Source organism: Arthrobacter sp. Y3221159, assembly GCF_059089885.1.
On the sequence record NZ_JBNHFC010000011.1, the window covers coordinates 137,808 to 163,916 of the forward strand.

Sequence of the window (26,109 nt, forward strand, 5' to 3'; positions counted from 1 at the left end):
CCGTCCAATCATGATGCCGGATCATCGGAACGCCAACAACTGGAGAAAAATAACCGCAGGTCAGAGCGGATAGCGTTTTCCGTCGCATGGTGATTACGGCGTCCAATGGGCGGTCAACTAAAGTTAAACCCGGGGCGAACGCTGATTCCAGCCGGCTCCGATGCCAGCAGACACCGCCACGCGGCAGAACCAAGCACCAGCGCAACACCACACGTGTGCCACAACTGACAAGGATCCCGCCATTTCCACCGACGTTCTCTTCGGCAATCTCACCAGGATCCGCAATGTCATCCTTCCCGCACCGGTCCGGGCCCGGCTGAACACGGGACGCGGACTGCTGGGCGGATTCATCGTGGTCCACCTTGTCTTCCTCATCTTCTCCGCGTCACTCTCGCTGCGCGGCGAGGCGTTCAGTGACACCTTCATCTACCGCGACTGGGCTATGGCCGGGTTCGACGACGCCAACCTTACCGGCGGCCCCAGCCCCTGGGTCTACCCGATCCTCGCGCTCATCCCCATGGCCATCGCAGGCATCGCCGGGCCGGGACCGTTCTTCTTCCTCTGGGTCCTGATGACCACCCTCCTCAACGGCTGGGCGCTCCTGAAGCTCACGGCACGCGGCCGCCATCTGGAAGCAATCCCCGCCGGCTGGTGGTGGCTGGTGTTCACCTTCCTCATGGGCTGGCTGGGGTTCGCCCGCGTGGACGGACTCACCGCCCCGCTGGTCTTGGTGGCACTGGCCTACGGCGTCAACCGGCCGTTCATCGCCTCTGTCCTCCTGGCCATCGGCACCTGGGTGAAGGTCTGGCCGGCGGCCGTCATGCTGGCCCTCTTCGCCGTCGTCAGGAACCGGATCTTGGTGGTACTGGCAGGGCTTGCGACGACGGCGGGCGTCGTCGCGCTGGCAGCGGCAGTGGGCAGCGTCCCCAAGCTGCTGAACTTCCTCACCCAGCAGGGCGACCGCGGCATGCAGCTCGAGGCCACCTTCACCACGCCCTGGCTCTGGCTCTCCGTCCTGAATATAGGCGATTCCCGCATGTACATGAACACCGCCATCAACTCCATGCAGGTGGACGGGCCTGGCACCGCCGTCATGTCCGTCCTTATGCAGCCGCTCCTGATCCTGGCTGCACTGCTCGTGGCCGGCATGACCTTCTGGGCCCTCCACAATGGAAAGCAGCACAACGGAAAGGTCAGCGGCGGCGTGGACCGTACCGAGCTGCTCCTCGCCGGGGCCCTCACCCTCGCCACCGCGTTCGTCGTCTTCAACAAAGTGGGCTCGCCGCAGTTCATGGTGTGGCTCGCCCCCGCCGTCGCCGTCGGCCTGGCCCACAGCTGGCGCGACTGGCGCGTCCCGGCTGCCATGCTGATCGTTATTGCGGTCGCCACCTACTTCATCTACCCGCTGTTCTACGACGCGCTCAGCCACAACAACCCCTGGATGGCCCTGGTGCTCACCATCCGCAACGTCCTCCTGGTGGTCCTGTTCCTGTGGAGCGTCCGGCGCCTATACCTGCTGGGCAAAAAGGCTCCGGCCGCCGCCCCTGCGCTCAAGGAGTCCTGAGATTTCCGCGAGGTTCTTTGACCGCCTGGTGACGGTCCGCAGCAAAGTCCTCCCCGCCCGGGTGGTGGACTGGTTCGCCCGCCCGTCCAGCGTGTGGTGGGGCTTCGCCGTCGTCCATCTCTACTTTTTGGGCTGGATGGCGTCCTTCTTCCTGCACGGCGACACGTTCAGCGACACGGAGCAGTACCGCCAGTGGGCCCTGGACGGGTACAACCCCGCGGACCTGGACGGGAAGATCAGCCCGTGGGTCTACCCGGTGCTGGCGCAGATCCCCATTTTCCTGGCGAACATCGCCGGGCCGGACCTCTACCTGCTGGCCTGGTTCCTGATCATCACTGCCCTCAACGCCGTCGGGCTCCTCTACCTGACCCGCGGCCCGCGGAAGGTGACCGGCACTGCCCCGGCCTGGTGGTGGCTGTTCTTCACCGTCTTCATGGGCTACCTCAGCTTCGCCCGGGTGGAGGGCATCACCGCACCCATCGTGCTGATCGCACTGCTTTATGCAGCCGAGCGGACGGTGGTGGCCGGCGTCCTGCTCAGCATCGCCACCTGGATCAAGGTCTGGCCGGCGGCTGTGCTGGCGCCGATCGTGATCGCCAGCCACAAGCGGATCCAGGTGGTCCTGACCGGCGTTGCCGTGACCGCCGTCGTCACCCTGGGCACGTGGCTGTCCGGCGGCCTGCCGCACATTCTGGACTTCCTCCTGAACCAGGGCGAGCGCGGCATGCAGCTCGAAGCCACCTTCTCCACACCGTGGGTGTGGCTGAGCGTCTTCAATATTGCCGGCTCCAAGATGGCGGACAACACCGCCATCAATTCCACTGAGGTCTACGGTCCGGGCGCCGCCACCGCCGCGTTCCTGATGCAGCCGCTGCTCATCCTCGCCGCCATTGGAGCGGCCATCCTGCTGGTCCGCGCCATGAAACGAGGGGCCGAACGCGAGGAACTGTTCCTCGAAGGCTCCCTCATGATGGTCACCGCATTCATCGTGTTCAACAAGGTGGGTTCGCCGCAGTTCATCATCTGGCTGGCCCCGGTGGTCATTGCCGGGCTGACACACGACTGGGAACGCTGGAAAGTTCCGGCAGCGCTGCTGATGGGCATCGCCATGACCACCTTCGTGATCTACCCGCTGTTCTACACCCCGCTGATCCACGCCCACCCGGTCATGGCGGCCATCCTTACGGCCCGCAACGTCCTGCTGGTGGTGCTGCTCTGGTGGTCGGTGCAGCGGACGGCGGAGCTTGGCCGTAAGAAGGCCGTGCCGGTTCCCGCCGCGAACGCCTAGGGCTCAGGCCCAGGGGTCAGCGGCTGACCGCGCGTCCCCGCCAAGCAAGCAGCCACTGCCAGCCGCGCCGGGCGAGGTCCCAGGGCTTGCCCTGGATCAGCAGCTTGCGGGTGTGCACGTCCAGGAACAGCAGGTAGAACGTAAAGGCGAGCGCGGTAAAGAACGCCAGGGTGGACGCATCGATGGGAAGCTCCACGAAGGACCATACGGACAGCTGGTCCTGCGCCCCGAACACCACGAAGAAAGTGACGCCCACGTACAGGGACCGGATCTGCCAGTCGTCGCGGATCCCGGTGACGGCCAGGAACGGCAGGAACCAGAGGATGTACCAGGGCTGGATGATGGGTGAGAGCATCACGACGGCGGTGAACGCCAGGGCCATCCGGCGCACCGCACGGGAGTAGTCGCCGCGGAACATCAGCAGCAGGACAAGCGCGATGGCGGCCCATTTCATGCCGGTCCGCAACCAGGTGGCGAGCGTGCCGCCCGGGAGCCCCAGCGCGTTGGCGAGCATTTCCACCTGCTGGCCCAGGAAGCCGGACGGCGAATACCCCGTGTAGCCGGGGGTGGGGTCCATGATGGCCCAGGTCCAGCCGATGCCCAGGTTGTAGGGGATGCCGCTCAGGAGCAGCACGCCGAAGCTGAGTCCCGCCGTCGCGCCCCACATCAGGAACTTGCGCGGCCAGGTGGCGGACGGCCCCGCCCACATCACTCCAAGGAACGGCAGCAGGAGGACAGTGATCGGCTTGATCCCGATCGACGCGGTGACCAGGAGGATCCCCAGGATGTAGCGGCGGGTGGCCGCGAAGTAGACGCCGGCCACGGCCAGGCCCACCATCAGGGCATCGTTGTGGGCGCTGGCGATGAAGCTGATCAGGAACAGCGGGTTGGCCACGGCGATCCAGAGTGCCCGTGCGCCGTTGATGCCGTGCAGCTCCGCCAGTTTGGGCACGTAGACGACGCAGAGCAGGACCCCGACGCCGGCCAGCAGGCGGAAGAGGAGGACGGAGACGTCCGGCTGCGCCCCGGTCAGTCCCACCACCCCGCGCGCGAGCCACAGGAAGTACGGCCCATAGGGGGTCCGGTTTTCCGCCCAGGCGGGGTCGGCGCCGAGGGCGAACCAGTTGCTGAGCGTGGAGATGCCCACTTCGTAGGGGTTCTGGCCCTCCTGCACCAGCCGCCCCTGGCCGGTGTAGGCATAGACGTCGCGGGAAAACACGGGCACGCAGAACAGCAGGGGCAGGGACCAGGCGGAAATGGCAATCACCACTGACCGCAGGGACGACTTCCCCCACTCGGCCAGACGCTGCCCCAGCCGCAGCCAGGACCGCATCAGCACCATGGCGCCAACGGTCAGCAGGACGGTGGAGACGGTGACGCCCCAGCCCTCGGTGCGGAGCGCGATGACCACGGGCTGGCGGATCATGGGCGAGCCGTTGGCGATCCAGCCGGTTCCGATGGAACCGACGAACATCATGAGAGCGCCGACGAACCCTTCAATGATTGCCAGGTAGGCGCGTCCGGCGGCCGGCGCGGAGGCCTTGACCGGCGCTGCCGGCTGGCTCTCCGAAGTCCCGAGATGTGACCCGCCTGCCGTCATGATTGTGTCTGGTCCCCTACTTCGATACGGCGCTGGTTGGACCAGCAGAAAGGCCGCCCTGCAACCCGGCCATTTTATCAGCAGGCCTTCCGGCCGCCCCCGGGCTGCGGGCGGCCGGCAAGGCACAGTTTGGCAACAGGGCGGGCTGTGCGTTCCGCGTAAGGTTGAAGGGGCTCGGTCCGGCAGCACGCTTGCGCCGCCCGTGCCCCCAGTTTCGAGCGCACCGCGGCGCCCCTTTCCCACCACCTGAAGGCTCCCACGCGCCTTCCCAACCTGAACGGAGCCCGCCATGGCCGTATCTCCCGCTTCTCCGGTTGCAGCGCCTCCGCCCCAGCAGCTGCAATCGGTCCGGGCCACGCTCCGCTCACCGCGCCGACTGAAGACAGAGGCCCTTGCCGGCCTGGTTGTTGCCCTTGCCCTGATCCCGGAGGCCATCGCCTTTTCCGTGATTGCCGGCGTGGACCCGAGGATCGGCCTGTTCGCGTCCTTCACTATGGCCGTGACCATCGCGTTCGTCGGCGGACGCCCGGCGATGATCTCCGCAGCCACCGGGGCCGTGGCGCTGGTGATCGCACCCCTGATGCGCAGCCATGGGCTGGACTACCTCATTGCCGGGGTGATCCTGGCCGGAGTGTTCCAGATCCTGCTTGCCGCCGCGGGGGTGACCCGGCTGATGCGCTTCATTCCCCGGTCCGTCATGGTCGGCTTCGTCAATGCGCTGGCCATCCTGGTGTTCATGGCCCAGCTCCCGGAGCTGGTTGACGTCCCCTGGATGGTCTACCCCCTGGTTGCGGTGGGCCTGGTGATCGTGGTGGGCCTGCCACGGATTACGACGGCGGTGCCCTCGCCGCTGGTGGCGATCGTCCTGCTCACCGTGTTTGCCGTCCTGGCCGGCGTGGACGTGCCCACGGTCTCGGACAAGGGCCAGCTTCCGGAGAGCCTACCGTCACTTTTCGTGCCGAACGTCCCGCTGACATGGGAGACCTTCCAGATCCTGGCCCCGTTCTCGCTGTCCATGGCCCTGGTGGGGCTGCTGGAGTCCCTGATGACCGCCAAGCTGGTGGATGACATCACGGACACCCGGTCCAACAAGACCCGCGAATCGTGGGGCCAGGGCGTGGCGAACATCGTCACCGGATTCCTCGGGGGCATGGGCGGCTGTGCCGTGATCGGCCAGACCATGATCAACGTGAAGGGGTCGGGCGCGCGCAGCCGGGTGTCCACCTTCCTGGCCGGCGTCTTCCTGCTGCTGCTCGTGGTGGTGCTGGGCGACGTCGTCGGGCTCATCCCCATGGCCGCGCTGGTGGCGGTGATGATCTTCGTTTCCGCCATCACGTTCGAATGGCACTCCATCGCGCCGCGGACCCTCCGGCGGATGCCCAAGTCCGAAACCGCCGTCATGCTCATCACCGTGGCCGCGGTGGTGGCCACCCACAACCTGGCCATCGGGGTGGGCGTGGGCGTGCTGGCCGCAATGGCCATGTTCGCCCGCCGCGTGGCCCACTTCGTCACCGTGGAACGCACGGTGCTTGAGGTCAACGGGCAGAACGTGGCCACCTACACCGTGGACGGCGAGCTTTTCTTCGCCTCCTCCAATGACCTCTACACGCAGTTCGAGTACGCCCTGGACGCGGCACCGGACATCCACCGCGTGGTGGTGGACCTGCACGCCTCGCACCTTTGGGACGCCTCCACCATCGCCGTCCTGGACGCCGTCACCGAGAAGTACAGGCGCCACGGCCGCGAGGTGGAGCTGATCGGCCTGAACGCTGCGAGCGTCTCGATGCGGGAGCGGCTGGCGGGGAAGCTTAACTAGGAACCCTGGGAAAGGGCCCTGCGGCTCCCCCGCCGGCCGTCCTGGACTAGGAGAACCGCCCGGGCCGGAAGGTGGCGAGCATGGGGTGCTTCCTGCCGGTCAGGATCTCCCCGGCCAGGAGCTCACCGGCAATGAGGCCCAGGGTGGCGCCGGAGTGGGTGAAGGCGACGAAGCAGCCGGGCACCTGCCCCAGTTCGCCAAGGACCGGCTCGCCGTCGCCGGGGATCGGCTTGTAGCCAATCTTCCAGGATGCAGGCTTGAGTTCCGGGTTGCCGGCAACCAGCTTCGACGCCTCGTCGGCCAGTTCCTGTACCACCTCATCCGGGATGCTGAAGGAGCCGTCCCCGTGCTCGGTGATGCGCTCCTCGTACCAGTCGTGGTCCAGCGCGAAGGTGCCGCCGGGGTTGGGCCGGAGCGCGGCGCGGGGGGTGTTCATCACCGCGGCGACGTCGTGCTGCACCTGCTTGGTCAGCACCAGCATGGACACCGGTGACCCGTTGGGGATCCGGATGCCAAGGGGTGCGACGACGGCGGGCGTCGCCGCGCCGCATGCAACCAGGACAGCGTCGGCCGGGTAGGTCCCGCCGGCGGCCGTTTTCACGCCCGTGGCGCGTCCCTCCTCCACCATCACGGAAGTCTTGCCCGCATTCAGGACGAGTTCACCGCCGCGGGAGTGGAATTCCTCCATGAGGAAGTCGATGAGGTCGGGCAGGCTGACCCAGCCCTCGCCGGGGTTGAAAATGGCGTTGTCCGGTACAGCGGCGGCGTCGATGCCGGGGGTAACGGACGCGATGTCACCGGGAGAAAGGAGCTTGGAGTCGTAGCCGATGGACTTCTCGTAGGCGTGCCGGGCCTCGGTGTCAGCCTGCTGTCCGTCCGCGTTCCACATCAGGCCGCCGCCGAACTGGAGCCATTCCCGGCTGGGATCGGATGCGAACAGGGTGCGGTACCGGTCCACGCCGGCAATCCGCAGCTGGTGGTAGGGGGTGGACCGCTCGCCTGCGGAGTTGAGCCACGACAGCGACCGCCCGCTGGCTTCGCTGGCCAGGCCGCGTTCGGTCAGCAGGATCACGGAGGCGCCTTCGCGGAGCAGGTGCACGGCGGTGGAGACTCCCAGGATGCCGCCGCCGATGATGGCGACGCGCTTGGCGGATGCTGCAGAGGACATGGTGTCCCTTTCTGTGAAAAACATGATGATGGGAACGCTGTTAGGCGTTGAGGGAGGAAAAGTCGTGGAAGGAACCGGACGGTGGAATCAGGCCAGGGCGTGGATGCCCTCGATCACCCTCAGCACCTCAAGTGGTTCGGCCGGGTCCACGGGCAGTGGGCCCTCCCCCCGCAAGGCTGCGGAAAGCTGCACATAGAACTGCGGGTACGCGCCGCGCTCCGGTTGTACGGGCTTTGCTTCGCCGTCCACTCCCAGGAGCCCCCAACGCTCCTGGGGTTCAACCCCATAGGCGGTGTCCGACGGCGGCAGGCCGGCAGCCAGGGCGGGTTCCTGGCTGTCCAGTCCCCACTTGGTGTAGCCGGAGCGGGAGCCGAGGACGTGGAAGCGCGGCCCGGCCTGGGCGGCCATGCCGTTCATCCACAGCCTCGAGCGGACACCCGACGCGTGCAGCAGCGACACGAAGGCTTCGGTGTCTGCGGCATCCGGGTGGGGTCCACGGTTTGCCGTCTCCCCGTAGCTCCTGTCCACCGGGCCGAACAGCCGGATGGCCTGGTCGATCAGATGTGCCCCCAGGTCGTGCAGGATGCCGCCGCCTTCGGCGAGGGAGACCGTGTCCCGCCAATTGCCGAACCCTTCGGGACGCCACCACTCGAACCGTGATTCGAAGCTGCTGACTTCCCCGAGGGCTCCTGATGCCAGGACCTTCCGGAGGGTCAGGAAGTCGGCGTCCCAGCGCCTGTTCTGGAACACAGTAAGCTGCACGCCGCCGTCGGCTGCCCTGCTGATCAGTTCCTCGCCAAGGTGCGACGCGGGCACGAACGGCTTGTCCACCACTACGTGCAGTCCATGGGCGATGGCCGTGGCGGCCAGCCCGAAGTGGGTGTCCGGCGGAGTGCCAAGGATCAGCAGGTCGAGGTTTCCCGCCTCCGCGAAGAGCTCCTCCGGGGTGGGCAGGATCCGGGCCTGCGGGTAGAGCCTGGCCGCCTCGGCCACCCGTTCCGGGTGTGAGGTGACGATGACGTCGAGTGAGAAGCCTGGATTGGCGGCGATCAGCGGCGCGTGGAACACGCGGCCGGAAATTCCAAAGCCGACGACGGCAGTACGGATGGGTGCCGCTCCAACGGTCCGCATCAGAGCACCTCCGAGAGGAACCGCTGCAGGCGTTCGCTGCGGGGGTTGTCGAAGAGTTGGGCGGGTGTTCCTGCCTCCACCACTTCGCCTTCGTCCATGAAGACCACCTGGTCCGCGACCTTGCGGGCGAAGCCCATCTCGTGGGTGACCACCAGCATTGTCATCCCGCGGCGGCCAAGCCCTGCCATGAGGTTCAGGACGCCCTTGACCAGTTCCGGGTCCAGGGCACTGGTGGCTTCATCGAAGAGCATGACCTCGGGTTCCATGGCGAGCGCACGGGCGATGGCAACGCGCTGCTGCTGGCCGCCTGACAGGTCCCTGGGCCGATGGTCGGCGCGCTCCGCAAGTCCCACTTCGGCCAGTCCGCGGCGGGCGCGCTCCATCGCTTGGGCCTTGGGCATGCCCTTGACGCTCCATAGCGCCAGTGCCACGTTCTCCAGGGCGGTGTGGTCCGGGAAAAGGTTGAAGTGCTGGAACACCATACCGATGCGGGTCCGAAGGGTATCCGGATTGGCGGTGAGGGTGCTTTCGCCGGCCAGCAGCACGTCGCCGCTCCTGGGTTCGTGCAGCCGGTTGACGCCGCGCAGCAGGGTGGACTTGCCCGAACCCGAGGGGCCGATGATGCAGGTGGTGGTGCCCGGGGCAACCGTGAGGCTGACGTTGCGCAGGACCTCGATGTCCCCGTAGGCCATGGTCAGGTTGCGCAGCTCCAGGCTCGAGCCGTGGAACGTCTGGACGTCCTGGGAGGCGTTGTTGCTGGTGGTGGTTGGCAGGTTCATGTGTTGCTCCCGGTGATGAGCGGCGAGGCCGCATCGAGTTCCTTGACTTCGTTCAAACCGCTGGTGGGCGGTGCGGCACGACGGCGGCCGGTGCGGAACCTGTTGTCGAAGTAATTCACCAGGTGCGTCAGCGGAACGGTGATCACCAGGTACAGGATGCCCGCAGCGACCAGCGGGGAAAGGTTCCCGGACAGCACGGCGGCGTCCTGTCCCACGCGGAAGAGTTCGCGTTCGGTGACGAGCAGCCCCAGGAAGTAGACCAGGGAGGAATCCTTGACGATTGCGATGAACTGGTTTACCAACGCCGGAAGCACCCGGCGGATGCCCTGGGGCACCACAACAAGTGCCATGGACTTGGCGTAGCTCATGCCCAGGGCCCGGCAGGCCTCGCCCTGGCCCTTGTCCACGCTGAGAATGCCGGCACGGAAGATCTCGCCGATGTATGCGCTGGCGATCAGGCTAAGGGCGATGATCCCCAGGGGGTAGGGCGAAGGACCAAAAATCGACTGGCTGAGGCGTGCGAAGCCCTGGCCGATCAGCAGGATGGTGAGGATGGCGGGCAGGCCGCGGAAAAGGTCCGTGTAGATCCTGGCCGGAACCCGCAGCCACTTGGACGGTGAAATGCCCATGACGGCGACCACCATTCCCAGCACCGTGCCAAGGACGGTTGCGGCGATGGAGATGATCAGCGTGTTGAGAAGGCCGACCGCCAGGAGTTGGGGCAGGACCTCGGCCATTGCGCCGAAGTCGAAGAAGGTACGGATGATGGTGTTGAACCAGTCCATGGTTGCTCTCAGACGTAGATTGTTTGGAGGTTCCGGGCGGGCCGCTTGAGGCGGCCCGCCCGGTCAGATGTCCGTGGGACTACTTGGCCGGCTCAGCTGCGGCGGTCTGCTCGGCCTTGGGCAGGTACTGCTCTGGCATCGGGGAGCCCGGGAACCACTTCTGGTAGAGCTCCTTCCAGGTGCCGTCTTCCATCGCTTCGGCGAGGCCCTTGTTCAGGGCCTCCTTGAAGGCCGTCTTGCCCTTGGCCACGGCGAATCCGGCCGGGGCGTCGAAGGACGGAATGTCAGCCGCGCTGACCAGGCCGTGCTGTTCCTGGTAGGCCTTCGCGGCCTCGTAGTCCAGGAAGTGTGCGTCCACGGTGCCGCTGTTGACCGCTGCGATGGCGGTGTTGTTGTCCGGGAAGCGGACCAGGCTGGCGGACGTGAAGTTCTTCACGGCATAGGCTTCCTGAAGTGTGCCTTGAACCACGCCGAGCCGCTTTCCTGCCAGGCCGTCGGCGCCGGTGATGCCGGAGGTTTTCGTGGTGATGACGGTCAGGTAGCCGGCAAGGTAGCCATCCGAGAAGTCCACGGTCTCCTTGCGCTTGTCCGTGATGCCGATTGCGGCCACGCCGGCGTCGAACTGGCCGTTGGCCACGGCGGCCAGGAGCCCGGAGAAGTCCTGCCCGGTGAAGACCACATTGTCTACGCCGGCGCGGTGGGCCACGTCCTTGAAGAGTTCCACGTCGAATCCCGTGAAGTTGCCAGAGGCATCGGCAAATGTGTAGGGCTTCGAGTCGCCCAGGCTCGCCACGCGGATGGTGCCGGGCTGGATCAGGCCGTAGGGATTGTCCTCCGTGGTGGAGGCGGCGGTGGTAGAGCCGCAGCCGGAGAGCGCCAGGACTGCGGCCAAGGCAGCCGCGGCGATGCCGGCGGGACGGAAGTTCAGCTTTTTCACAGCGTTGTCCAATCGTTGATGGGGAGGCGGTGCTGTCAGGGCCGCCAAAGAAAGTGGCCGATGTTTCTTGTTGAGTCCGGTCTCACCACCTAGGATTGAGACCGGACTCACATCGATTGATAGAAATGTAGCCTAAGTCACAGGGGCCGTCAACAGCCCGTCGAAAGGTGAAGATGAACGGTGAAGGAACGAGGCGGCGGGACGTAACCGTTGCCGACGTCGCCAAGGCAGCCCAGGTGTCCAAGGCCCAGGCCGCGAGGGCGCTGGGCAACTACGGTGCTGTCAGCGATGACGTCCGTGAACGTGTCCTCGCCGCAGCCGAGGCACTGTCCTACCGTCCGAACGAGCTTGCACGCAGCATGAATACAGGGAAATCCCACACCATCGGCGTGGTGGTCGGCGATATCGAAAACCCCCACTTCGGACTTGCTACCCGGGGCATTACCGACACCGCCAAGAAGGCTGGCTACAACGTCATCCTGGTCAACACTGACGAAGACCGGGGGGCTGAAGTTGACGCCGTCCGGGTCCTGCTGGACAAGCGCGTGGACGGCCTGATCGTTGCCCCCGCATCATCGGTGGATACCGGGCACCTGCAGCAGGTGCACCAGTCAGGCCGCCCCTTGGTCTTCATTGACCGGACCGGCGGAGACCTGGGCGTGGAGACGGTAGCGGTGGATATGGTGAAGATTTCGCTGGAAGCCACGCAGCATCTTCTCGACGCCGGCCACCGCAGGATTGCCTTCGTTTCCACGCTGCGGACCGAGGCTCCCTACACCCCGGAAATGGCGCTGGATTCGTCGCAGATCGCAGACCGGCTGGAGGGAATGCGGAAGGCATTCCTGGCGGCTGGCCTTCCGTTTCCGGAGGACCTCGTCCGGCTCAATGCCGGCGACGCTGACTCCATCCGCAGCATCACCCGGGAAGTCCTTCGCGGGCCGGAGCAGGCCACTGCAGTGGTCGCTTCCGATGGCCTGATCGCCCTCAGCGTGGTGGAGGCGATCCAGGAACTTGGGCTGTCCATTCCGGCCGATGTTTCATTCCTCATGTACGACGACTTCCCCTGGACCCGGCTCACCACACCACCCCTGACCGTGATCGCCCAGCCGGTCTACAACATGGGTGTGGCTGCAGCCAAGGCGCTGATCCGCCAGATGGAGGGCCTTGCACCTGCCCCACCGGCACAATTCACGGCAACTCTTGTCCGGCGCGGTTCGGTGGGACCCTGCCCGGCTGTGGGGCAACCCCCGCAGGAGCAGCTCGCGGCCAGGCTGAACTAGGCCTCGGCGGGGGCGGCGTCCCGCTTGGCTCTCCCTACAGGAGCCGGTCGCTGCGGGCCGTGCGGTTCCGGCCCTCTGACTTTGCCACGTACAAAGCCGCGTCGGCGGCGGCGATGACGCTCTCCACGTCGGAGGTATCGGCGTCGTACATGGAAATTCCGTAGCTGACAGTGGGCATCTCCATGCCGTCCGCGGCAGGTCCGGCGGCGAGCCGGCGGCTGATCTCCTTAGCGATCAGCTCGGCGCGCTCCGCGCTGGCACCGGGGATCAAAAGCACGAATTCTTCGCCGCCATAGCGGCCCACCAGGTCGGTGGACCGGACCGTCTCGGTGCAGGACTGGGCGAACCGCTGCAGCGCCCTGTCCCCGGCGGCGTGGCCGTACGTGTCGTTAACACCCTTGAAGTGGTCCAGGTCTGCCAGAATCAGGGCGCCGGAGCCGCGGGTGATGGCCCGGTCGGAGAGCAGCTCGGCGGCAAGGTCGATGAAGGCCTTGCGGTTCAACAGCCCGGTCAGGTCGTCACGGGAGGCCACCACGCGGAGGGCGCGGGTCTGCTGTTCACTGCTTAGCGCGGCCATGCTGAAAGACACCACTACCAGCAGCACCATGGTCACCAGAGTGGTCACCGCCGAGCCGAACACGGTGGTGAACGTGGGCCCGTTCTGCCCCTCGACCAGGAACGCGATCCACCGGAGGAAGTAGAAGGCGGCCAGGCCCCCGGCCGCCACTGCCATGGGAATCCGGACCCTCGAGTAGCCGGGCTCCAGGCGCCACAGCTCCCGGGATGCCAGCCCAATGCTGACACTCATCGCGGCGAGGAACACCGGACCGCCGGACCAGGTATTCGTGGCCGGGCTGTCCACCACGGAGGCCACCAGCGTTACCAGCGGGATCCCGGTGAACGCCCACTTCGGCGGCGGCACAGTCCGCAGCGACCGGGCACCCGCCCACACCGCTACCCCGCCGTGTACCAGCATCACGTTTCCCAGCGGGTTGGCCCACACCTGGTGGACCGTCCCGTCCAGCAGGAAGCACGCGGATCCGGCGAGGAAGAACACGAGCGCCAGGCACCACCAGCCGCTGTACGGCGAGCGCGTGATGCGGTAAGCGGAGAAGTAGAAGAGCACCACCAGGACCAGCGCCATCAGGCCGAAGGCGATCCTGAGCGTGGTGGTGTCCAGAACCATGTCTTCGAAGTCCCCCCAACGCCGAATGCCTGTGCCGACCCTCAGTATTGCACCGCAACGGCACGCGCATCAGCAGTCGTACCCATGAACAACCGCGGCGAAACCGCCTAAGGTGGTTCGATAAGCACAGGACCACGAAAGGCCCCGCCATGCTCCTCCTCTTCGGCTTCAAGACGGTACTCAAGGCGCTCCCCGGCAAGCCTGCAACCTGCCAGTACTGCCGCTCCTTCGTCCACCACCACCTGGAAGAGCGCGCCACCAAGTTCACGCTGTTCTTCATCCCGGTGTTCACCACGTCCCGGAAATACAACATCACCTGCTCAAACTGCGGCTACGTCTCGTCCATCTCCGGCCGGCAGAAGCGGGCCCTGGAACTGCAGCGCTAAGCTTTCCGTTTGGCTCTGGCCCGCCACGGCGGCCGCGGCTAGAGTGGGACACGGTCGCCCCTGCCGTCCCCGGCAGAGCGGAGAGGACCCCTGGAGGGAATGGAGGTGGTTTTGATGACTGCAGCTGCCGCGCGCCCGGAGCGCCCCGCATCCATCAACCAGCCCCACTCCCCCGCCTGCATCAGCGTCGCCTGACGCGCCCTGGTGCATCGGGAGATCTTCCCGAGGAAACCACAGTGAACACTTCTTCAGGCAACGCCCTGGACAGTACTGGAATCAGCAACAAGTTACTTTTCGAAGGCCCCACCGCCTTTGGCTATGCGGCGCCAGTAGCGCGGCATTTCAACGAACACCCGTGCCCCGGCGCCACCGGACGAGGGCGGGTGGTCCGGGTGGACCGCAACCGGCTGCTGGTCGCCGTCGGCAACGGCCTCCTGCGCCTTCCCTACCCCCTGGCCGGCGGCGTTCCCGTCACCGGCGACTGGGTGTGGACCGGCCCCAACCGCGCCGGCGAACGCCAGATCCTGGCCGTCCTGCCGCGCCTGTCCGAACTCAGCCGCAAGCGCGCTTTCGAGGATTCGTCCGCGGAACAGGTCCTGGCGGCGAACATGGACGTGGTGGGTGTGGTGGTGCCGGTGGACCGGCCCCTGACCCACAACCGGCTGGAGCGGACCCTTGTGGCTGCATGGGACTCCGGCGCCACTCCCCTGGTGATCATCACCAAGGCCGACCTCGCCGCCGTGGCGGACGACGTCGTCGGGAAAGTCATCCTCCAGGCCGCCGGGGTGGACGTGGTGACCACGTCCGCAGAAAAAGGCGACGGCATCGACGAACTGCTGCAGCACATCCCTGCGGGCGGCACCATCGTGCTCCTGGGACCGTCCGGCGCAGGCAAGTCAACGCTGATCAACGCGCTGGTCGGCCGCGAGGTCCAGCACACCGGTCCGGTGCGCTCCGGCGACTTCAAGGGCAAGCACACCACCACGTCCCGGGAACTGGTGCCACTTGCCAACGGGACCGTGCTGATGGACACGCCGGGGGTGCGCGGCTTCGGGCTGTTCGACGCCGAGGACGGCCTGGAGGAGATGTTCGGCGACGTGGAGGAACTGGCTGCGGGATGCCGGTTCTCGGACTGCTCCCACCAGGGCGAACCAGGCTGCGCCGTGCAGCAGGCCCTCGCGGACGGCACCCTTCCCGAGCGGCGCTGGCACAGCTACCGGAAGCTGCAGCGCGAGCTTGCCGCCCTGGCCCGGCGCAGCAGCGTGGCCGCCCAGCGGGCGTACCACCGGGAGTGGCACCAGAAGGTGGTGTCAGCCGGGAAGTCGCAGCGCTGGGCGGAGCGGGACCTGGCGGAACGGCAGGACCGCGCCGGCGGGAAGGACCGGAAGCGGCTGCGGTGAGGGTCCGGGGGCCGGGAGGAGCGCGCTAAAGGCGTTCAACGTTGTAAAATCAGCGTAACCGGCCTCCGGGCCTCAGACCTTTTGCAGGGGGATCCATGGCGGCCACGCTCCACGATGTTGCCCGGGTTGCGGGCGTGTCCTTCAAGACGGTGTCCAACGTCATCAACAACCACCCGCATGTCCGGGAATCCACCCGGGCCAAGGTCCAGCAGGCTATCCGTGAACTGGGCTACCGGCCCAACCTCACGGCCCGCAGCCTTCGTTCCGGACACACCGGCGCCATCACGCTCGCTTTGCCCCAGCTGAGCCTTCCGTACTTCGCCGAGCTGGCCGACGCCGTGATCGAGGCGGCGGCCAAGTGCGGGCTGGTGGTGCTGGTCGAGCAGACCGGCGCGGACCGCGACCGGGAGCTTGAGGTCATGGCCAGCCCACGGCTGAAGATGTCCGACGGCCTGATCTTCAGCCCTCTGGCGCTCGGGCAGGAGGACGCGGACCTGATCAAGGCCGAGGTGCCCATAGTGCTCCTTGGAGAGCGGATCTTCGGCAGCGCTTCCGACCACGTCACCATGCAGAACGTGACGGCGGCCCGCGCCGCCACCGAGCACCTGCTGGACCTGGGCAGGAAGCGGATCGCCGTGGTGGGCGCCCACGAGGGTGAGGTCATCGGTTCCGCCGGCCTCCGCCTGCGGGGTTACCGCGAGGCCCTTGAGGCGAGGGGCATTCCGTACGACGACGGCATCGTGGCCTACGTCGTGGACTGGCACCGGTCCAACGGCGCCGCCGCCATGCACGACCTCCTTGACCGCGGGGCCGGGTTCGATGCTGTCTTCGGGTTGAATGACACGCTCGCCCAAGGCGCCGTGCGGGTGCTTCAGGAGGCCGGGTTCCGCGTGCCGGACGATGTGGCGGTGATCGGCTTCGATGACCTCGATGAAACCCGGTACTCCCTTCCCACCCTTAGCACCGTGGACCCGGGCCGCACGGAGATTGCGGAGACTGCCATCCGGATGCTGATGGACCGCATCAAGGACCCTGCCGGAATGCCGCCCCGAGAGGTCGAGACGGCATTCCAGGTGGTGCCGCGGGAGTCAACTGTGGGACGCGCACAGGCCATCCCCGCGTAGGCCTACTCCCACCGCACCGTTGGCCAGCGGTCCTTCCACTCCAGCTCGGCAAGCCCCAGCCGGAAGGCGCCGTCCAGTTCCTCTGCGTAGTAGTGGAAGGCGAGGACGTTCCCGGAAACGGACTGCCCGCCTGGCCCCACGCGCCCGGCCTCGGATGCCAGCAAAGGCGTGCCGCCGCCGTCGAGCAGGTCCTTGCCGTCCGCATCCACGTAGGGGCCGGTGATGTTGTCCGACCTCCCCACGGCGATGTTGTACGTGCTCTCCAGCCCCTTGCAGCAGAAGTCGCGGGAGAAGAAGAGGTAGTAGGCGCCGTCATGCGGCAGGATGTAGGGCGCTTCGATCGCGTTGGGCGGGGCCTTCCGGTCCGCGATGGCCACCGGTTCTTCCGTCCCTGCCCGCAGGCCGCCCGGCCACTCAAGCTCCACCAGCTGCAGCCCCGTCCAGAAGGAGCCGAAGGACAGCCAGGGCGTGCCGTCCTGGTCCTCGGCAATGCCCGGGTCGATCGCATTGAAATGCTCCCCCTTGGACGAGATCACCTGGCCCCGGTCCACCCACTCATAGTCGGGGTCCGCGGGATCCAGCGTGGTGTTGGTGGCCAGGGCGATGACAGAAAGGTTCCTGCCGAACGTCGAGGCGGAGTAGTAGAGGTACCAGATCCCGTCATGCTCGTAGAGTTCCGGCGCCCACAGGTTGTCCACCCCCGGCACCGCCTCGGTAAGCCATGCAGGCTTTTCCTGCCACACTTCACCGGCATACTCCCAGTCCACGCCGTCCGCGGACCGCCTCACCTGGATGTTGCCGTCCGCCACCTGCCCGTTGCCGGTGGAGTAAATGAACCACGGCTCCCCCTCCTCCCCCTTGACCAGCGCAGGATCGTGGGTGAAGAAATCGCCCGTGAGCCCGGCGGGCTTCGCCTCGGTCGCCGTGCCGGGTGCCGCACATCCGGCGAGGAGAAGGACGACGGCGGCGAGCGCCGCTGCCAGCCAGGCCCCGGGCCATGTCCTGGGCGGGCGGCGGGCAGCGGCGCGTTTGGCGTGGAACGGCACGTCAGCCAAGCGCGACGGCGGACCAGGACACGGGAGGAAGCGTCACCGTGAGCGTTCCCTCGTCCAGGACAACGCCGTCGAGCTGCTTCAGGCCAACGCGGTCCTGGTCCTGGAGGGTGTTCTTGGCGTAGACGTCCTCATCGTGCAGGGTGACTGCCTCAGTGACCACCGTGGCGTTGAGTTCGGCGACGTTGATGGTCACGTCGATGGACTCGGTCTGGCTGCGGTTGACCAGGAAGAGGGCAGACTCTCCGGTGGCGGCGTCGTTGGTTGCCACGGAGTCCACCAGCGGGGCCTCGCCGTACACCGCCGTCGTGTAGGTTCCGGCCTCAATGCGGGGACGGAGCACCTCGCCCTTGGCAAGCCGGGACGTGACGGAGAACGGGAAGAACGTGGTCTGGCGCCAGGTGTCACCGCCGGGCTCGGTCATGATGGGCGCGATCACGTTGACCAGCTGGGCGAGGGAGGCTGCGGCAACCCTGTCGTGGTTTTTCAGGAGCGTCATCAGCAGGTTGCCGAACACCACGGCGTCGGCAACGGAGTAGGTATCCTCCAGCTGGCGCGGCGCGTGCGTCCATTCTTCATTGACCTCGTCAGAAGCCTGGTGCTCGTCCAGGTACCAGATGTTCCATTCGTCAAAGGACAGCTGGATGGTCTTCTTGCTCTTGAGCTTGTGCTTGACGTGGTCGGCCGTGGCCACCACTGTCTCAATGAAATACTGCATGTCCAGCGAGGACGCCAGGTAGGAGCCCAGGTCGCCGTTGCGCTCCTGGTAGTAGGCATGGCAGGAGATGTAGTCCACGTAGTTGTAGCTGTGCTCCAGAACCACGCGCTCCCACTCGCCGAACGTGGGCATGGAGGACCCGGAGGAGCCGCAGACCACCAGCTCCAGGTTCTTGTCCGCCGTCTTCATGGCCGACGCGGTACGGGCGGCCAGCTTCCCGTAGTCCTCGGCGGACATGTGCCCGATCTGCCAGGGCCCGTCCATCTCGTTGCCCAGGCACCACATGCGGATGTTGTAGGGGTCCTTGGCGCCGTTGGCGATGCGCTGCTCGCTGAGTGCCGTGCCGGACGGGTGGTTGGTGTACTCCAGCAGGTCCAGGGCGGCCTCGATGCCCCGGGTGCCCAGGTTGACGGCCATCATGAGTTCCGAGCCGGTGAGCTTGCACCAGCGGGCAAACTCGTCCAGGCCCACCTGGTTGGATTCAAGTGAGTGCCAGGCAAGGTCCCGCCGGACGGGGCGCTGGTCACGGGGGCCCACGCCATCCTCCCAGCGGTAGCCCGAGACGAAGTTGCCGCCGGGGTAGCGGATGGTGCTGGAGCCGAGTTCCTTCACCAGTTCAATGACGTCCAGGCGGAAGCCGTCCTCATTGGCCGTGGGGTGTCCGGGCTCGTAGATTCCGTCGTAGACGCAGCGGCCAAGGTGCTCCACGAAGGAGCCGAAGATCCGGCGGTTGACGGGGGCCACCACGGCGTCCCGGTTCACGGTGATGACAGTTGGTGCCACGACAGCCAGGTCGGTCTGTTCAGCAGCGGCGGAGGTGATGGTCACGGGGGTTCCTATTCTTTATAACGTTGTATAACTAGCGAAGGACAAGATGGAAAGAATGCTTGGGGAGCAGGCTGGCTTATGGGCTTGCGGGTTCCAGTCCGCCGAGCCTGCGGCCCACAAGCCATCCGGACAGGAGCAGGGGAAGCGACGCGCCGACCAGGGGCACCAGCACCGTCATTCCGGAAAAGATGACGCTGGCCGCTGCCAGGGTGGCCAGCAGGGAAAGGCTCATGACGGGCGAGATGACCGGCAGCATGAACGCCGCCCGCCATGTCTTGCTGACGGTGTCCCGGTAACGGGTGCAGATGGACACCGCGGTGGCGGCTGCAGCAACGGTCACGGCGGCAGCCACGGCGGACAGTACCAGCAGGACTGCCCGCACCACGTGGGGCATCGTGGTCCCTGCCGGACCCAGCAGGGTCCAGAAGTTGAGGACCAGTACGACGCCGGTGATCCAGAAGGCGCCTCCCACCAGGTTGGCGTGCCGGAACTGGTACCGGTAGGCGGTGACGAAGTCGCGTGCCAGGTGGCCCCCGGCAGAACCGTCCCGCAGCCTGGCCAGGACCGTGCTGGCGGCCACGGCTGCAGGGAACAAGCCCAGGACCAGGAGTCCGGCCAGGGTCCCGGCCACGAAGAGCACGTTGACCAGGACCAGAGCCGTGCAGAAGCGGAGCCAGCCCATCACGCGGCCGGCCCACCCCAGCGGCAGCTCATTCATGCGTTGACTCCCGGGTTCCGCTCCAAACCACCCCGTCTTGGTCCAGGCCGCTGAAGGACAGGGCCGGGCGGTTGCGGGACCAGTCCCATGAAGCGAAAACCACGGCATCAAGTTCAACGGCACCATCGGACCCGCCAGGAGCAGCAACGCGAAGCCTCATCCGTGCGGGGGCACCATCGGAAACTGCGCCGGCGGCGTCAATGCACTCGACGCCCAGGGCCACCGCCGGGACGAGGTCTGATGTCTCCGGGGCGAAGCGGAGGACCTGCCAGGTTCCCTGCACCGGAACGGACGCGGACAGCGCCTCACGCTCTCCCCCTGCGAAGGGCTGGGGCGAGACGACAGGCCAGCCGGATGCGGTGAAAAGGATCCGGCGCAGCTGGACCACATGCTGGCTGGGATCAGCCGCGAAGCGGACGTGGTGGACCGCGAAATGCTCGGCCCGCCCGTCCGGCCCCTCCTGGGTCAGGACTGAGTTGTGGCCCGGCGCGAGCCAGCCCGTGCCGCCGTCGAACTGGTAGCTGCCCAGGACCTTGGTGCCCACTGAGGCAGGCGCGGAATCCAGGTCGGTCATCGGGTTGCCCAGGAAGTCGCAGTAGGGGCCGGTGATGGAGTCCGCCAGGGCCACCCGGATGTTGTAGGTGCTGAACAGGGAGTCGTAGGAGCAAAAGAGGACGTACGCATCTTCCTCCGGGCGGTACAGGACAAAGGCACCCTCCACGGCACCCTCCACCGACTTGGGGCGGCGGGCGATGACCGTTCCGAGGTCCCCCTCCACCAGGGCCAGGCCCGTTTCGGCGTCCAGCGGCAGGGTATAGATGCCCGAGAAGAAGGACCCGTACGTGAGCCATGGCTTTGCGTCGGCATCGAAGGTGACCGCCGCATCTATGGCGTTCTGGGAATGTTCGCCGGAGCGGGTGGCCGCCACAAGACCGCGGTCCTCCCAGGGGCCGGCCGGTGACGAAGCAACAGCAAGGCCTATGGCGGAGGTGTTGGAGCCAAAGGTCGACGCCGAGTAGTACATGTGCCATCCGCCGCCGGGCCAGCGGACCACGTCAGGCGCCCACAGCCCCTGCGCGCCGGACCAGGCTGCGGCGGGTTTCGGGACGCCGCCTAAGGCAGTACCAGCGTAGGTCCACTCCACCAGGTCGGTGGAGGTCCTGATATGTACCCCTGCGGGAATGTCTTGCGAATTGGCAATGGCGTCGGTGGAGAACATGAAGTAGGTGCCGTCGTCGTCCCGCACCACCGTAGGGTCGTGGGCGTGACGTGAGCCCCATGACGCAGACGGCGAGGCGGCACCCGCGGGAAGCGGAAGCAGTTCCCGGGAAAGATCAGTGTCGGTAGCCACGGCTCAGCCCTTGGATCCGGAAAGCGCAATGGACTCGATGATCTGGCGCTGGAAGACCACAAAGACGATCAGCACCGGAAGGAGCGCCACGAAGGACGCCGCCATGATCAACGGGTAGTCCGTCTGGATGGCGTACTGGGCATTGAAATTCGCGATCACCAGCTGCAGCGTCTGGGTGCCGGGCGAATTCAGGTAGATGATGGGCGCCAGATAGTCGTTCCACATGGCCATGAACCAGAGGATGAACTGCGCGGCCAGGGCCGGCCGGATGGCCGGCATGATGAGGGTCCAGAAGATCTGCAGGTAGGAGGCCCCGTCAATGCGGGCCGCCTCCACGATGGAATCGGGGATGCTGTTCAGGAATTGGCGCAGGAAGAAAATCATGATGATGTTCCCGAAGAGTCCCGGCACGATCAGCGGCAGGAGTGTGTCTACCCAGCCGATGCTGGCGAAGATGGTGAACTGCGGAATCATCAGGGTGGGGAACGGGATCATGAGGCCGGACAGGAGCCCCAGGAACAGGACGTTCTTGAAGGGCATCCGCATCTTCGCAAAGGCAAAGGCTGCGAGCGCGGACGTCAATGAACCCACGATGGTCACCGAGCAGGCCACAATCAGGCTGTTCTGGATGCCGCTGAGGAGCGGGCCGGCAGTCCAGATGCGGGCGTAGTTTTCCCAGACGAAGGGGTCCGGAATCCATTGCGGCGGAAGCGCAAACACCCCGTCCTTCGTCTTGAGGGAGGTGGAGAAGGTCCACGCCAGCGGGGCAATCATGACGATCGCGCCCACGCTCAGGATCAGTGTGGTGATGACGTTGCCGAGGCGGAGCGTTTCCCTTGTGGAGCGCGGCCGGCCGCTTTTGGTGCGGGACGCGGTAGAGCCCGCGCCCCCGCCGGCGCCCGGAAGTTCCTGCGTGGGTTCCAGCGGAGGGGTGGTGATGACGTTCTGTGCGGACATGGCTGCCTGCCTCAATCGATGGAGAACTGGTTGCGGCGGTTGAGCCGGAACTGGATGAAGGTGATGGCGAAAACCAGCAGCCCCAGGACCACGGACATGGCGGAGGCGTACCCCATCTGGAGGTTGTCGAAGGCCTTCTGCCAGATGTACCAAACAATGGAAGCGGACTGGAACTCGGGGCCGCCCGTGGGAGTCATGATGTTGATTTCCACGAAGATCTGGGAGCCGCCGATGATGCTGGTGACGATCAGGAAGAACGTGACCGGCCGGACCATGGGGATGGTGATGTGGCGGAACTGCTGCCAGGCCGATGCGCCGTCCAGGGCCGCTGCCTCGTAGAGGTACCGGGGCACTGACTGGAGGGCGGCAAGGTAGAGCAGCATGGAATATCCCAGGCCCTTCCAGATGGCCATGATGATGAGGGCCGGCTTTACGGTGTTTGTGTCCTGGAGCCAGTTGGGGCCGTCAATCCCCACCAGTGCCAGGCCCTGGTTGATCAGACCGAAGTCGCCGTTGAAGGCCCACTGCCAAAGAATCGCGACGGCGGCGATCGAGGAGATCACCGGGAGGTAGTAGACGGTGCGGAAGAAGGTGGTTCCGCGCATCTTCCGGTTCATCGCCAGCGCCAGGCCCAGCGAGATGGCCAGCCCGATGGGAATCCCGATCATCATGTAGAAGGTGTTCCACAGCGACTGAAGGAAGTAGCGGTCACCGAACATCTTGGTGTAGTTGTCCAGACCCTTGAAGACCGGTGCCGAGATGCCGTTCCAGTTGGTGAAGGAGGCATACACCGAGAAAAGAAGTGGGAAGAGCGTAAAGAGGAGGAAACCGATCACCGGTATGGCAACAAAAGCGAGGGCCGCCTGGTGTTCCTTCCGGTGGAGCCGCGAGCGGCGCGGGCGCGTGATGGTTGTTGTCATACCGGTGATCCCTCCCGCTAGTTTCCGGCCTGCTGGTTGGCGGCGTCCAGGAATTCCTGCATCCTGGGCTGCGCTTCCTTCAGGTAGTCGGCGGCAGTCTGCTTGCCGTCCAGGACGGGCTGGATGTTGGTGAACAGTTCGTCGTACCACTCGGCGTTGAAAGTATTGCCGCCGGGCAGGGCGCGGCCGTAGTCCTTCACGATCTGCAGGAACTCTTCCTTGTTGGCCGGCTTGGTGCTGGTGTCCGCAGCCCAGGCCTCGGCCATGTCCTTGAGGTTGGGGATCTGGATGCCGGCATCCACCAGGCTCTGCTGGGCCTCTTTGTTGGCTGTCAAGTACTCCACGAGCTTGACTGCGTCCTCCGGGTGCTTGGTGCTTTCGGAGACGGCGATGCCCAGGGTGCCGATCCAGCTGGCGGTTTCCCCGCTGTCACCGGCCGGGTACGGAATGACATCCCATTCGAAGCCCAGCTTCTGGTAAGTGGACAGGTCCCAGGGGGCGATGGGGAAGAACCCGATTTCACCCTTCATCCAGCGCTGGTAGGTATCCAAGGTCTGCGCCTCAGCCACGGACGGCGTAACGGCGTGGACGTTCTGCAGGTCCGCGAACCACTGCAGGGATTCGGCAAACTCGGGCGTATCCACCGTCACCTTTGTCCGGTCTTCGTTGAGCCAGTCGCCGCCGTTGGACCAGACGAAGGGCTGCAGGTTCCACTGGACGTTCAGGCCGGTGCCCCACTGGTCAAGGGTGCCGTCGCCGTTGGTGTCCTGGGTGAGCTTTTTGGCGGCGGCCACGAACTCGTCGAACGTGTATGGCTTGTCTTTGTCCGGCAGCGGGATTCCTGCCTTTTCCAGCATGGTCTTGTTGTAGCCGAAGGAGAACGGGCCCACATCCTTGGGCAGGGCGTAGATGGCACCCTCGCCGACGCGCTTGCCGTCATACCGGTAGCTGTCCACGCCGTATTCCCAGATGTTGTCCAGGTCGATGGTGTCCGAACCCTCAACGTACTCAGTGATGTCTTTGACGATGCCGTTCTGCACATAGGCCTGGACGTCGCCGGGGCCGATGTAGAAGACATCCGGAACCTGTTTGCCGGCAATAGCTGCCTTCAGCTTGGTGGCGTACTGGTCTGCGGTGGTGACAATGATTTCCACGTCCACCCCGTTGTCCGCTTCAAACTGGGAGACCGCCTTCTCGTAGGCCTTTTTCTCGTCCTCACCTCCCCGGAACATGAACGTGAGTTTCTTTTCGCCGCTGTCCTCGGCGGAGGGGGCGGAACAACCGCCAAGCATCAGGCCGGCGGCGGTAAAGAGCGCCAGGGTCGCGGCCATGGGACGTGACTTCATCATCACGCAGTCCTTCCGGGTTGAGTGGAGCACACAAGTGTATTGGTGGGGTGGTACGGAAAGCCCCACTGTCCGCGGTGGCGGACCGGCATCCGGGGCGATTTCTTGCAACGTTGTAAGAACCTTCACACAGCGTTTCCTGCGCCGTCAAGAGGAGGCGGGGGATTTGTTTTCGGGCCAGCCTCCGCCGTCGTTGACGGGCAACGTGATCCATGCCATATTTTTCTTACAACGTTGCAAGAGACCCCGGTGCCGCGCATCCCTGCTGCCGACCAGCCCTCTCTCCCGGAAGGACCACGTGATGAAGTCACGTCCCTGGGTGCTGCGCGCCGCAGGATTGGCAGCCGCTGCAACCCTTGCCCTGGCAGCAGCCCTCCCCACGGCGGCCGCCCCCGGCCCCGCCCTTACCCCGGCTGCCCAAAGCCAGGTCAGCCAGTCCGAAAAGCCCCCGGGCCAGCAGAAGCTCCCTTTCGATCCCCCCGGCGGGAAAACGGTGGTGGGACAGACCTCGCCCATTCATGATCCGGCGCTGATTATTGCCGACGACGGCACCTGGTATGTCTATTCCACCGGCCTGGTGAACCGGGAGAACGGCGGCACCATTCAGATGTGGAGTTCCCGCGACCACGGGACAACTTGGGAGTACACCGGAACGGTTTGGGACCGCATCCCGGCGTGGATCGACGAGCACTTCTCCGACGGCGAACTGCCCGGCAACCTCTGGGCACCGGAAATCACCGAACACAACGGCACCTACTACCTTTACTACTCGGCGTCACGATTCGGCGGCAACAAGTCACTGACGGCCGTTGCCACCAACACCACCCTTGACCCAAGCGATCCTGACTATGAATGGGTTGACCAGGGATTGGTGGTCTCCTCACCTGCCACCGGCCTCGACCCGAGCAATCCCGCCAAGACCTTCAACGCCATCGACGCCGGCATCATCGAGGACGCCGACGGAACCCCTTACATGGCCATCGGCTCGTTCTGGTACGGCATCTTCCTGCTCCCCATTGAGTGGCCGAGCGGAAAGCCGGTTGCCGGATGGGAGTCCAAGACTGTGAATATTGCGGACCGGTTCATGCCCGGGAACCCTATCGAGGCGCCGTACATCACCAAGCACGGGGACCACTACTACCTCTTTGTCTCGTTTGACGCCTGCTGCCGCGGCGCTGATTCGACGTACAAGGTGGCCGTGGGCCGTTCCACCTCTGTCAAGGGGCCGTACCTGGACAAACAAGGGCGCGACATGTTCGGCGGTGGCGGATCCGTGGTGCTTGATTCGCACGGCGCGATCACCGGCCCGGGTGGTCAATCCGTCTTTGGCGACTACCTGGCCTTCCACTACTACGACGGTTCCAACGGGGACCTTCCGTACTTCCCCACCCTCGGCATCCAGAAAATTGACTGGGCTGACGGCTGGCCGGTGTTCAACCAGAGCGTGGAAACGCCGTCGATCCTGAAGCAGCCAAAGGCCACCGCAGCAGGCAGTGCCGCCACTATCACAGCCACCGCGGGCGGCACGCCGGGTCCGGTAGCAGTATGGGAATTGTCGAACGACGGCGGCGCAAGCTGGCGCCCAGCGGACCACCAGCCCGTGACGAAGCGCACGGACGAAGGCACCTACCGCTCGGTGCTCGAAGTTTCCTTTAACGCAAATGACCATGCCGGCCTTCTGGTCCGGGCAGTGTTCCAGAACGCCCACGGCAAGGCTGCCACTGACGCCGTCGGCTTCCCCGCTCCTCCCGGCAGGTGAAGGCGGAGTGCAGCGC

General features: G+C 65.8%; 22 protein-coding genes. 8 read left to right on the forward strand and 14 right to left on the reverse strand.

Annotated features, from left to right (window positions below; all coding sequences use genetic code 11):
• Window positions 1-241 precede the first annotated feature (241 nt).
• Both AC5RT3_RS13100 and AC5RT3_RS13105 read left to right on the forward strand, forming a co-directional pair.
• Window positions 242-1,564, forward strand: a complete 1,323-nt coding sequence (locus AC5RT3_RS13100; RefSeq protein WP_494124384.1) for a glycosyltransferase family 87 protein — start codon at window positions 242-244, stop codon at window positions 1,562-1,564.
• Window positions 1,565-1,592: 28 nt separating this feature from the next.
• On the forward strand, window positions 1,593-2,852 hold the full coding sequence (locus AC5RT3_RS13105) for a glycosyltransferase 87 family protein (protein ID WP_494124360.1): 1,260 nt from the start codon (window positions 1,593-1,595) through the stop codon (window positions 2,850-2,852).
• A 16-nt stretch (window positions 2,853-2,868) separates the two neighbouring features.
• Here AC5RT3_RS13105 and mptB read toward each other — a convergent pair whose 3' ends face one another.
• On the reverse strand, window positions 2,869-4,452 hold the full coding sequence (gene mptB, locus AC5RT3_RS13110; RefSeq protein ID WP_494124361.1) for a polyprenol phosphomannose-dependent alpha 1,6 mannosyltransferase MptB: 1,584 nt from the start codon (window positions 4,450-4,452) through the stop codon (window positions 2,869-2,871).
• A gap of 289 nt (window positions 4,453-4,741) precedes the next feature.
• Here mptB and AC5RT3_RS13115 point away from each other — a divergent pair, with 289 nt between their 5' ends.
• On the forward strand, window positions 4,742-6,268 hold the full coding sequence (locus tag AC5RT3_RS13115; RefSeq protein WP_494103653.1) for a SulP family inorganic anion transporter: 1,527 nt from the start codon (window positions 4,742-4,744) through the stop codon (window positions 6,266-6,268).
• Between the two features lie 46 nt (window positions 6,269-6,314).
• Here AC5RT3_RS13115 and AC5RT3_RS13120 read toward each other — a convergent pair whose 3' ends face one another.
• From AC5RT3_RS13120 to AC5RT3_RS13140, 5 genes are all read right to left on the reverse strand, one after another.
• Window positions 6,315-7,436 (reverse strand): NAD(P)/FAD-dependent oxidoreductase, encoded by a 1,122-nt coding sequence (locus tag AC5RT3_RS13120; RefSeq protein WP_494124362.1) that lies wholly within the window; start codon window positions 7,434-7,436, stop codon window positions 6,315-6,317.
• Window positions 7,437-7,523: 87 nt separating this feature from the next.
• On the reverse strand, window positions 7,524-8,567 hold the full coding sequence (locus AC5RT3_RS13125; RefSeq protein WP_494124363.1) for a Gfo/Idh/MocA family protein: 1,044 nt from the start codon (window positions 8,565-8,567) through the stop codon (window positions 7,524-7,526).
• Complete coding sequence (locus tag AC5RT3_RS13130; RefSeq protein ID WP_494124364.1) at window positions 8,567-9,346, reverse strand: amino acid ABC transporter ATP-binding protein; 780 nt, start codon at window positions 9,344-9,346, stop codon at window positions 8,567-8,569. Before AC5RT3_RS13130 ends, AC5RT3_RS13125 begins: the two co-directional genes overlap by 1 nt.
• Window positions 9,343-10,131, reverse strand: a complete 789-nt coding sequence (locus AC5RT3_RS13135; protein WP_494011336.1) for an amino acid ABC transporter permease — start codon at window positions 10,129-10,131, stop codon at window positions 9,343-9,345. The genes AC5RT3_RS13130 and AC5RT3_RS13135 overlap by 4 nt, the downstream gene beginning before the upstream one ends.
• Window positions 10,132-10,210: 79 nt before the next feature.
• The gene (locus tag AC5RT3_RS13140; protein ID WP_494011337.1) at window positions 10,211-11,068 is read right to left on the reverse strand and encodes an ABC transporter substrate-binding protein; all 858 of its coding nucleotides are present in this window, start codon (window positions 11,066-11,068) and stop codon (window positions 10,211-10,213) included.
• 173 nt (window positions 11,069-11,241) lie between these two features.
• Here AC5RT3_RS13140 and AC5RT3_RS13145 point away from each other — a divergent pair, with 173 nt between their 5' ends.
• Complete coding sequence (locus AC5RT3_RS13145) at window positions 11,242-12,348, forward strand: LacI family DNA-binding transcriptional regulator (RefSeq protein ID WP_494011338.1); 1,107 nt, start codon at window positions 11,242-11,244, stop codon at window positions 12,346-12,348.
• Between the two features lie 34 nt (window positions 12,349-12,382).
• Here AC5RT3_RS13145 and AC5RT3_RS13150 read toward each other — a convergent pair whose 3' ends face one another.
• Window positions 12,383-13,534, reverse strand: coding sequence for a GGDEF domain-containing protein (locus AC5RT3_RS13150; RefSeq protein WP_494011339.1), 1,152 nt, complete (start codon window positions 13,532-13,534; stop codon window positions 12,383-12,385).
• 149 nt (window positions 13,535-13,683) lie between these two features.
• Between AC5RT3_RS13150 and AC5RT3_RS13155 the strand changes: the two genes are divergently transcribed.
• The 3 genes from AC5RT3_RS13155 to AC5RT3_RS13165 all read left to right on the forward strand — a co-directional run bounded on the left by AC5RT3_RS13155 (window position 13,684) and on the right by AC5RT3_RS13165 (window position 16,444).
• Window positions 13,684-13,920: a zinc-ribbon domain-containing protein gene (locus tag AC5RT3_RS13155; RefSeq protein WP_494011340.1), complete on the forward strand. Its 237-nt coding sequence runs from the start codon at window positions 13,684-13,686 to the stop codon at window positions 13,918-13,920.
• Window positions 13,921-14,156: 236 nt separating this feature from the next.
• Window positions 14,157-15,320 carry a ribosome small subunit-dependent GTPase A gene (gene rsgA / locus AC5RT3_RS13160; protein ID WP_494124365.1) on the forward strand — a complete coding sequence of 388 codons (1,164 nt, stop codon included), beginning with the start codon at window positions 14,157-14,159 and terminating at the stop codon, window positions 15,318-15,320.
• Between the two features lie 95 nt (window positions 15,321-15,415).
• Window positions 15,416-16,444: a LacI family DNA-binding transcriptional regulator gene (locus AC5RT3_RS13165; protein ID WP_494011342.1), complete on the forward strand. Its 1,029-nt coding sequence runs from the start codon at window positions 15,416-15,418 to the stop codon at window positions 16,442-16,444.
• 2 nt (window positions 16,445-16,446) lie between these two features.
• Here the strand turns inward: AC5RT3_RS13165 and AC5RT3_RS13170 are convergent, their stop codons facing one another.
• The 7 genes from AC5RT3_RS13170 to AC5RT3_RS13200 all read right to left on the reverse strand — a co-directional run bounded on the left by AC5RT3_RS13170 (window position 16,447) and on the right by AC5RT3_RS13200 (window position 24,337).
• Window positions 16,447-17,490, reverse strand: coding sequence for an arabinan endo-1,5-alpha-L-arabinosidase (locus AC5RT3_RS13170; protein WP_494011421.1), 1,044 nt, complete (start codon window positions 17,488-17,490; stop codon window positions 16,447-16,449).
• 1 nt (window position 17,491) lies between these two features.
• A complete protein-coding gene (gene arfA / locus AC5RT3_RS13175) occupies window positions 17,492-18,997 on the reverse strand; it encodes an arabinosylfuranosidase ArfA (protein ID WP_494011422.1) in 1,506 nt (501 codons plus the stop codon).
• A 121-nt stretch (window positions 18,998-19,118) separates the two neighbouring features.
• The gene (locus AC5RT3_RS13180) at window positions 19,119-19,760 is read right to left on the reverse strand and encodes a YesL family protein (protein ID WP_494011343.1); all 642 of its coding nucleotides are present in this window, start codon (window positions 19,758-19,760) and stop codon (window positions 19,119-19,121) included.
• Window positions 19,753-21,111 carry an arabinan endo-1,5-alpha-L-arabinosidase gene (locus tag AC5RT3_RS13185; RefSeq protein ID WP_494124366.1) on the reverse strand — a complete coding sequence of 453 codons (1,359 nt, stop codon included), beginning with the start codon at window positions 21,109-21,111 and terminating at the stop codon, window positions 19,753-19,755. The genes AC5RT3_RS13180 and AC5RT3_RS13185 overlap by 8 nt, the downstream gene beginning before the upstream one ends.
• A gap of 3 nt (window positions 21,112-21,114) precedes the next feature.
• Entirely contained in the window at window positions 21,115-22,068 is a 954-nt protein-coding gene (locus AC5RT3_RS13190) for a carbohydrate ABC transporter permease (RefSeq protein ID WP_494011345.1), read from the reverse strand.
• An 11-nt stretch (window positions 22,069-22,079) separates the two neighbouring features.
• Entirely contained in the window at window positions 22,080-22,988 is a 909-nt protein-coding gene (locus tag AC5RT3_RS13195; RefSeq protein ID WP_494011346.1) for a carbohydrate ABC transporter permease, read from the reverse strand.
• Window positions 22,989-23,005: 17 nt separating this feature from the next.
• Entirely contained in the window at window positions 23,006-24,337 is a 1,332-nt protein-coding gene (locus AC5RT3_RS13200; RefSeq protein ID WP_494052679.1) for an ABC transporter substrate-binding protein, read from the reverse strand.
• Between the two features lie 298 nt (window positions 24,338-24,635).
• Between AC5RT3_RS13200 and AC5RT3_RS13205 the strand changes: the two genes are divergently transcribed.
• Window positions 24,636-26,093 carry an arabinan endo-1,5-alpha-L-arabinosidase gene (locus AC5RT3_RS13205; protein ID WP_494011348.1) on the forward strand — a complete coding sequence of 486 codons (1,458 nt, stop codon included), beginning with the start codon at window positions 24,636-24,638 and terminating at the stop codon, window positions 26,091-26,093.
• Window positions 26,094-26,109: the final 16 nt, after the last annotated feature.

Coding starts and splice junctions, on each gene's coding strand:
- mptB (WP_494124361.1), bottom strand. CDS start 4,452: ATGACGGCAGGCGGGTCACATCTCGGGACTTCGGAGAGCCAGCCGGCA.
- AC5RT3_RS13115 (WP_494103653.1), top strand. CDS start 4,742: ATGGCCGTATCTCCCGCTTCTCCGGTTGCAGCGCCTCCGCCCCAGCAG.
- AC5RT3_RS13120 (WP_494124362.1), bottom strand. CDS start 7,436: ATGTCCTCTGCAGCATCCGCCAAGCGCGTCGCCATCATCGGCGGCGGC.
- AC5RT3_RS13125 (WP_494124363.1), bottom strand. CDS start 8,567: ATGCGGACCGTTGGAGCGGCACCCATCCGTACTGCCGTCGTCGGCTTT.
- AC5RT3_RS13130 (WP_494124364.1), bottom strand. CDS start 9,346: ATGAACCTGCCAACCACCACCAGCAACAACGCCTCCCAGGACGTCCAG.
- AC5RT3_RS13135 (WP_494011336.1), bottom strand. CDS start 10,131: ATGGACTGGTTCAACACCATCATCCGTACCTTCTTCGACTTCGGCGCA.
- AC5RT3_RS13145 (WP_494011338.1), top strand. CDS start 11,242: ATGAACGGTGAAGGAACGAGGCGGCGGGACGTAACCGTTGCCGACGTC.
- AC5RT3_RS13150 (WP_494011339.1), bottom strand. CDS start 13,534: ATGGTTCTGGACACCACCACGCTCAGGATCGCCTTCGGCCTGATGGCG.
- AC5RT3_RS13155 (WP_494011340.1), top strand. CDS start 13,684: ATGCTCCTCCTCTTCGGCTTCAAGACGGTACTCAAGGCGCTCCCCGGC.
- AC5RT3_RS13165 (WP_494011342.1), top strand. CDS start 15,416: ATGGCGGCCACGCTCCACGATGTTGCCCGGGTTGCGGGCGTGTCCTTC.
- AC5RT3_RS13180 (WP_494011343.1), bottom strand. CDS start 19,760: ATGAATGAGCTGCCGCTGGGGTGGGCCGGCCGCGTGATGGGCTGGCTC.
- AC5RT3_RS13190 (WP_494011345.1), bottom strand. CDS start 22,068: ATGTCCGCACAGAACGTCATCACCACCCCTCCGCTGGAACCCACGCAG.
- AC5RT3_RS13195 (WP_494011346.1), bottom strand. CDS start 22,988: ATGACAACAACCATCACGCGCCCGCGCCGCTCGCGGCTCCACCGGAAG.
- AC5RT3_RS13200 (WP_494052679.1), bottom strand. CDS start 24,337: ATGATGAAGTCACGTCCCATGGCCGCGACCCTGGCGCTCTTTACCGCC.
- AC5RT3_RS13205 (WP_494011348.1), top strand. CDS start 24,636: ATGAAGTCACGTCCCTGGGTGCTGCGCGCCGCAGGATTGGCAGCCGCT.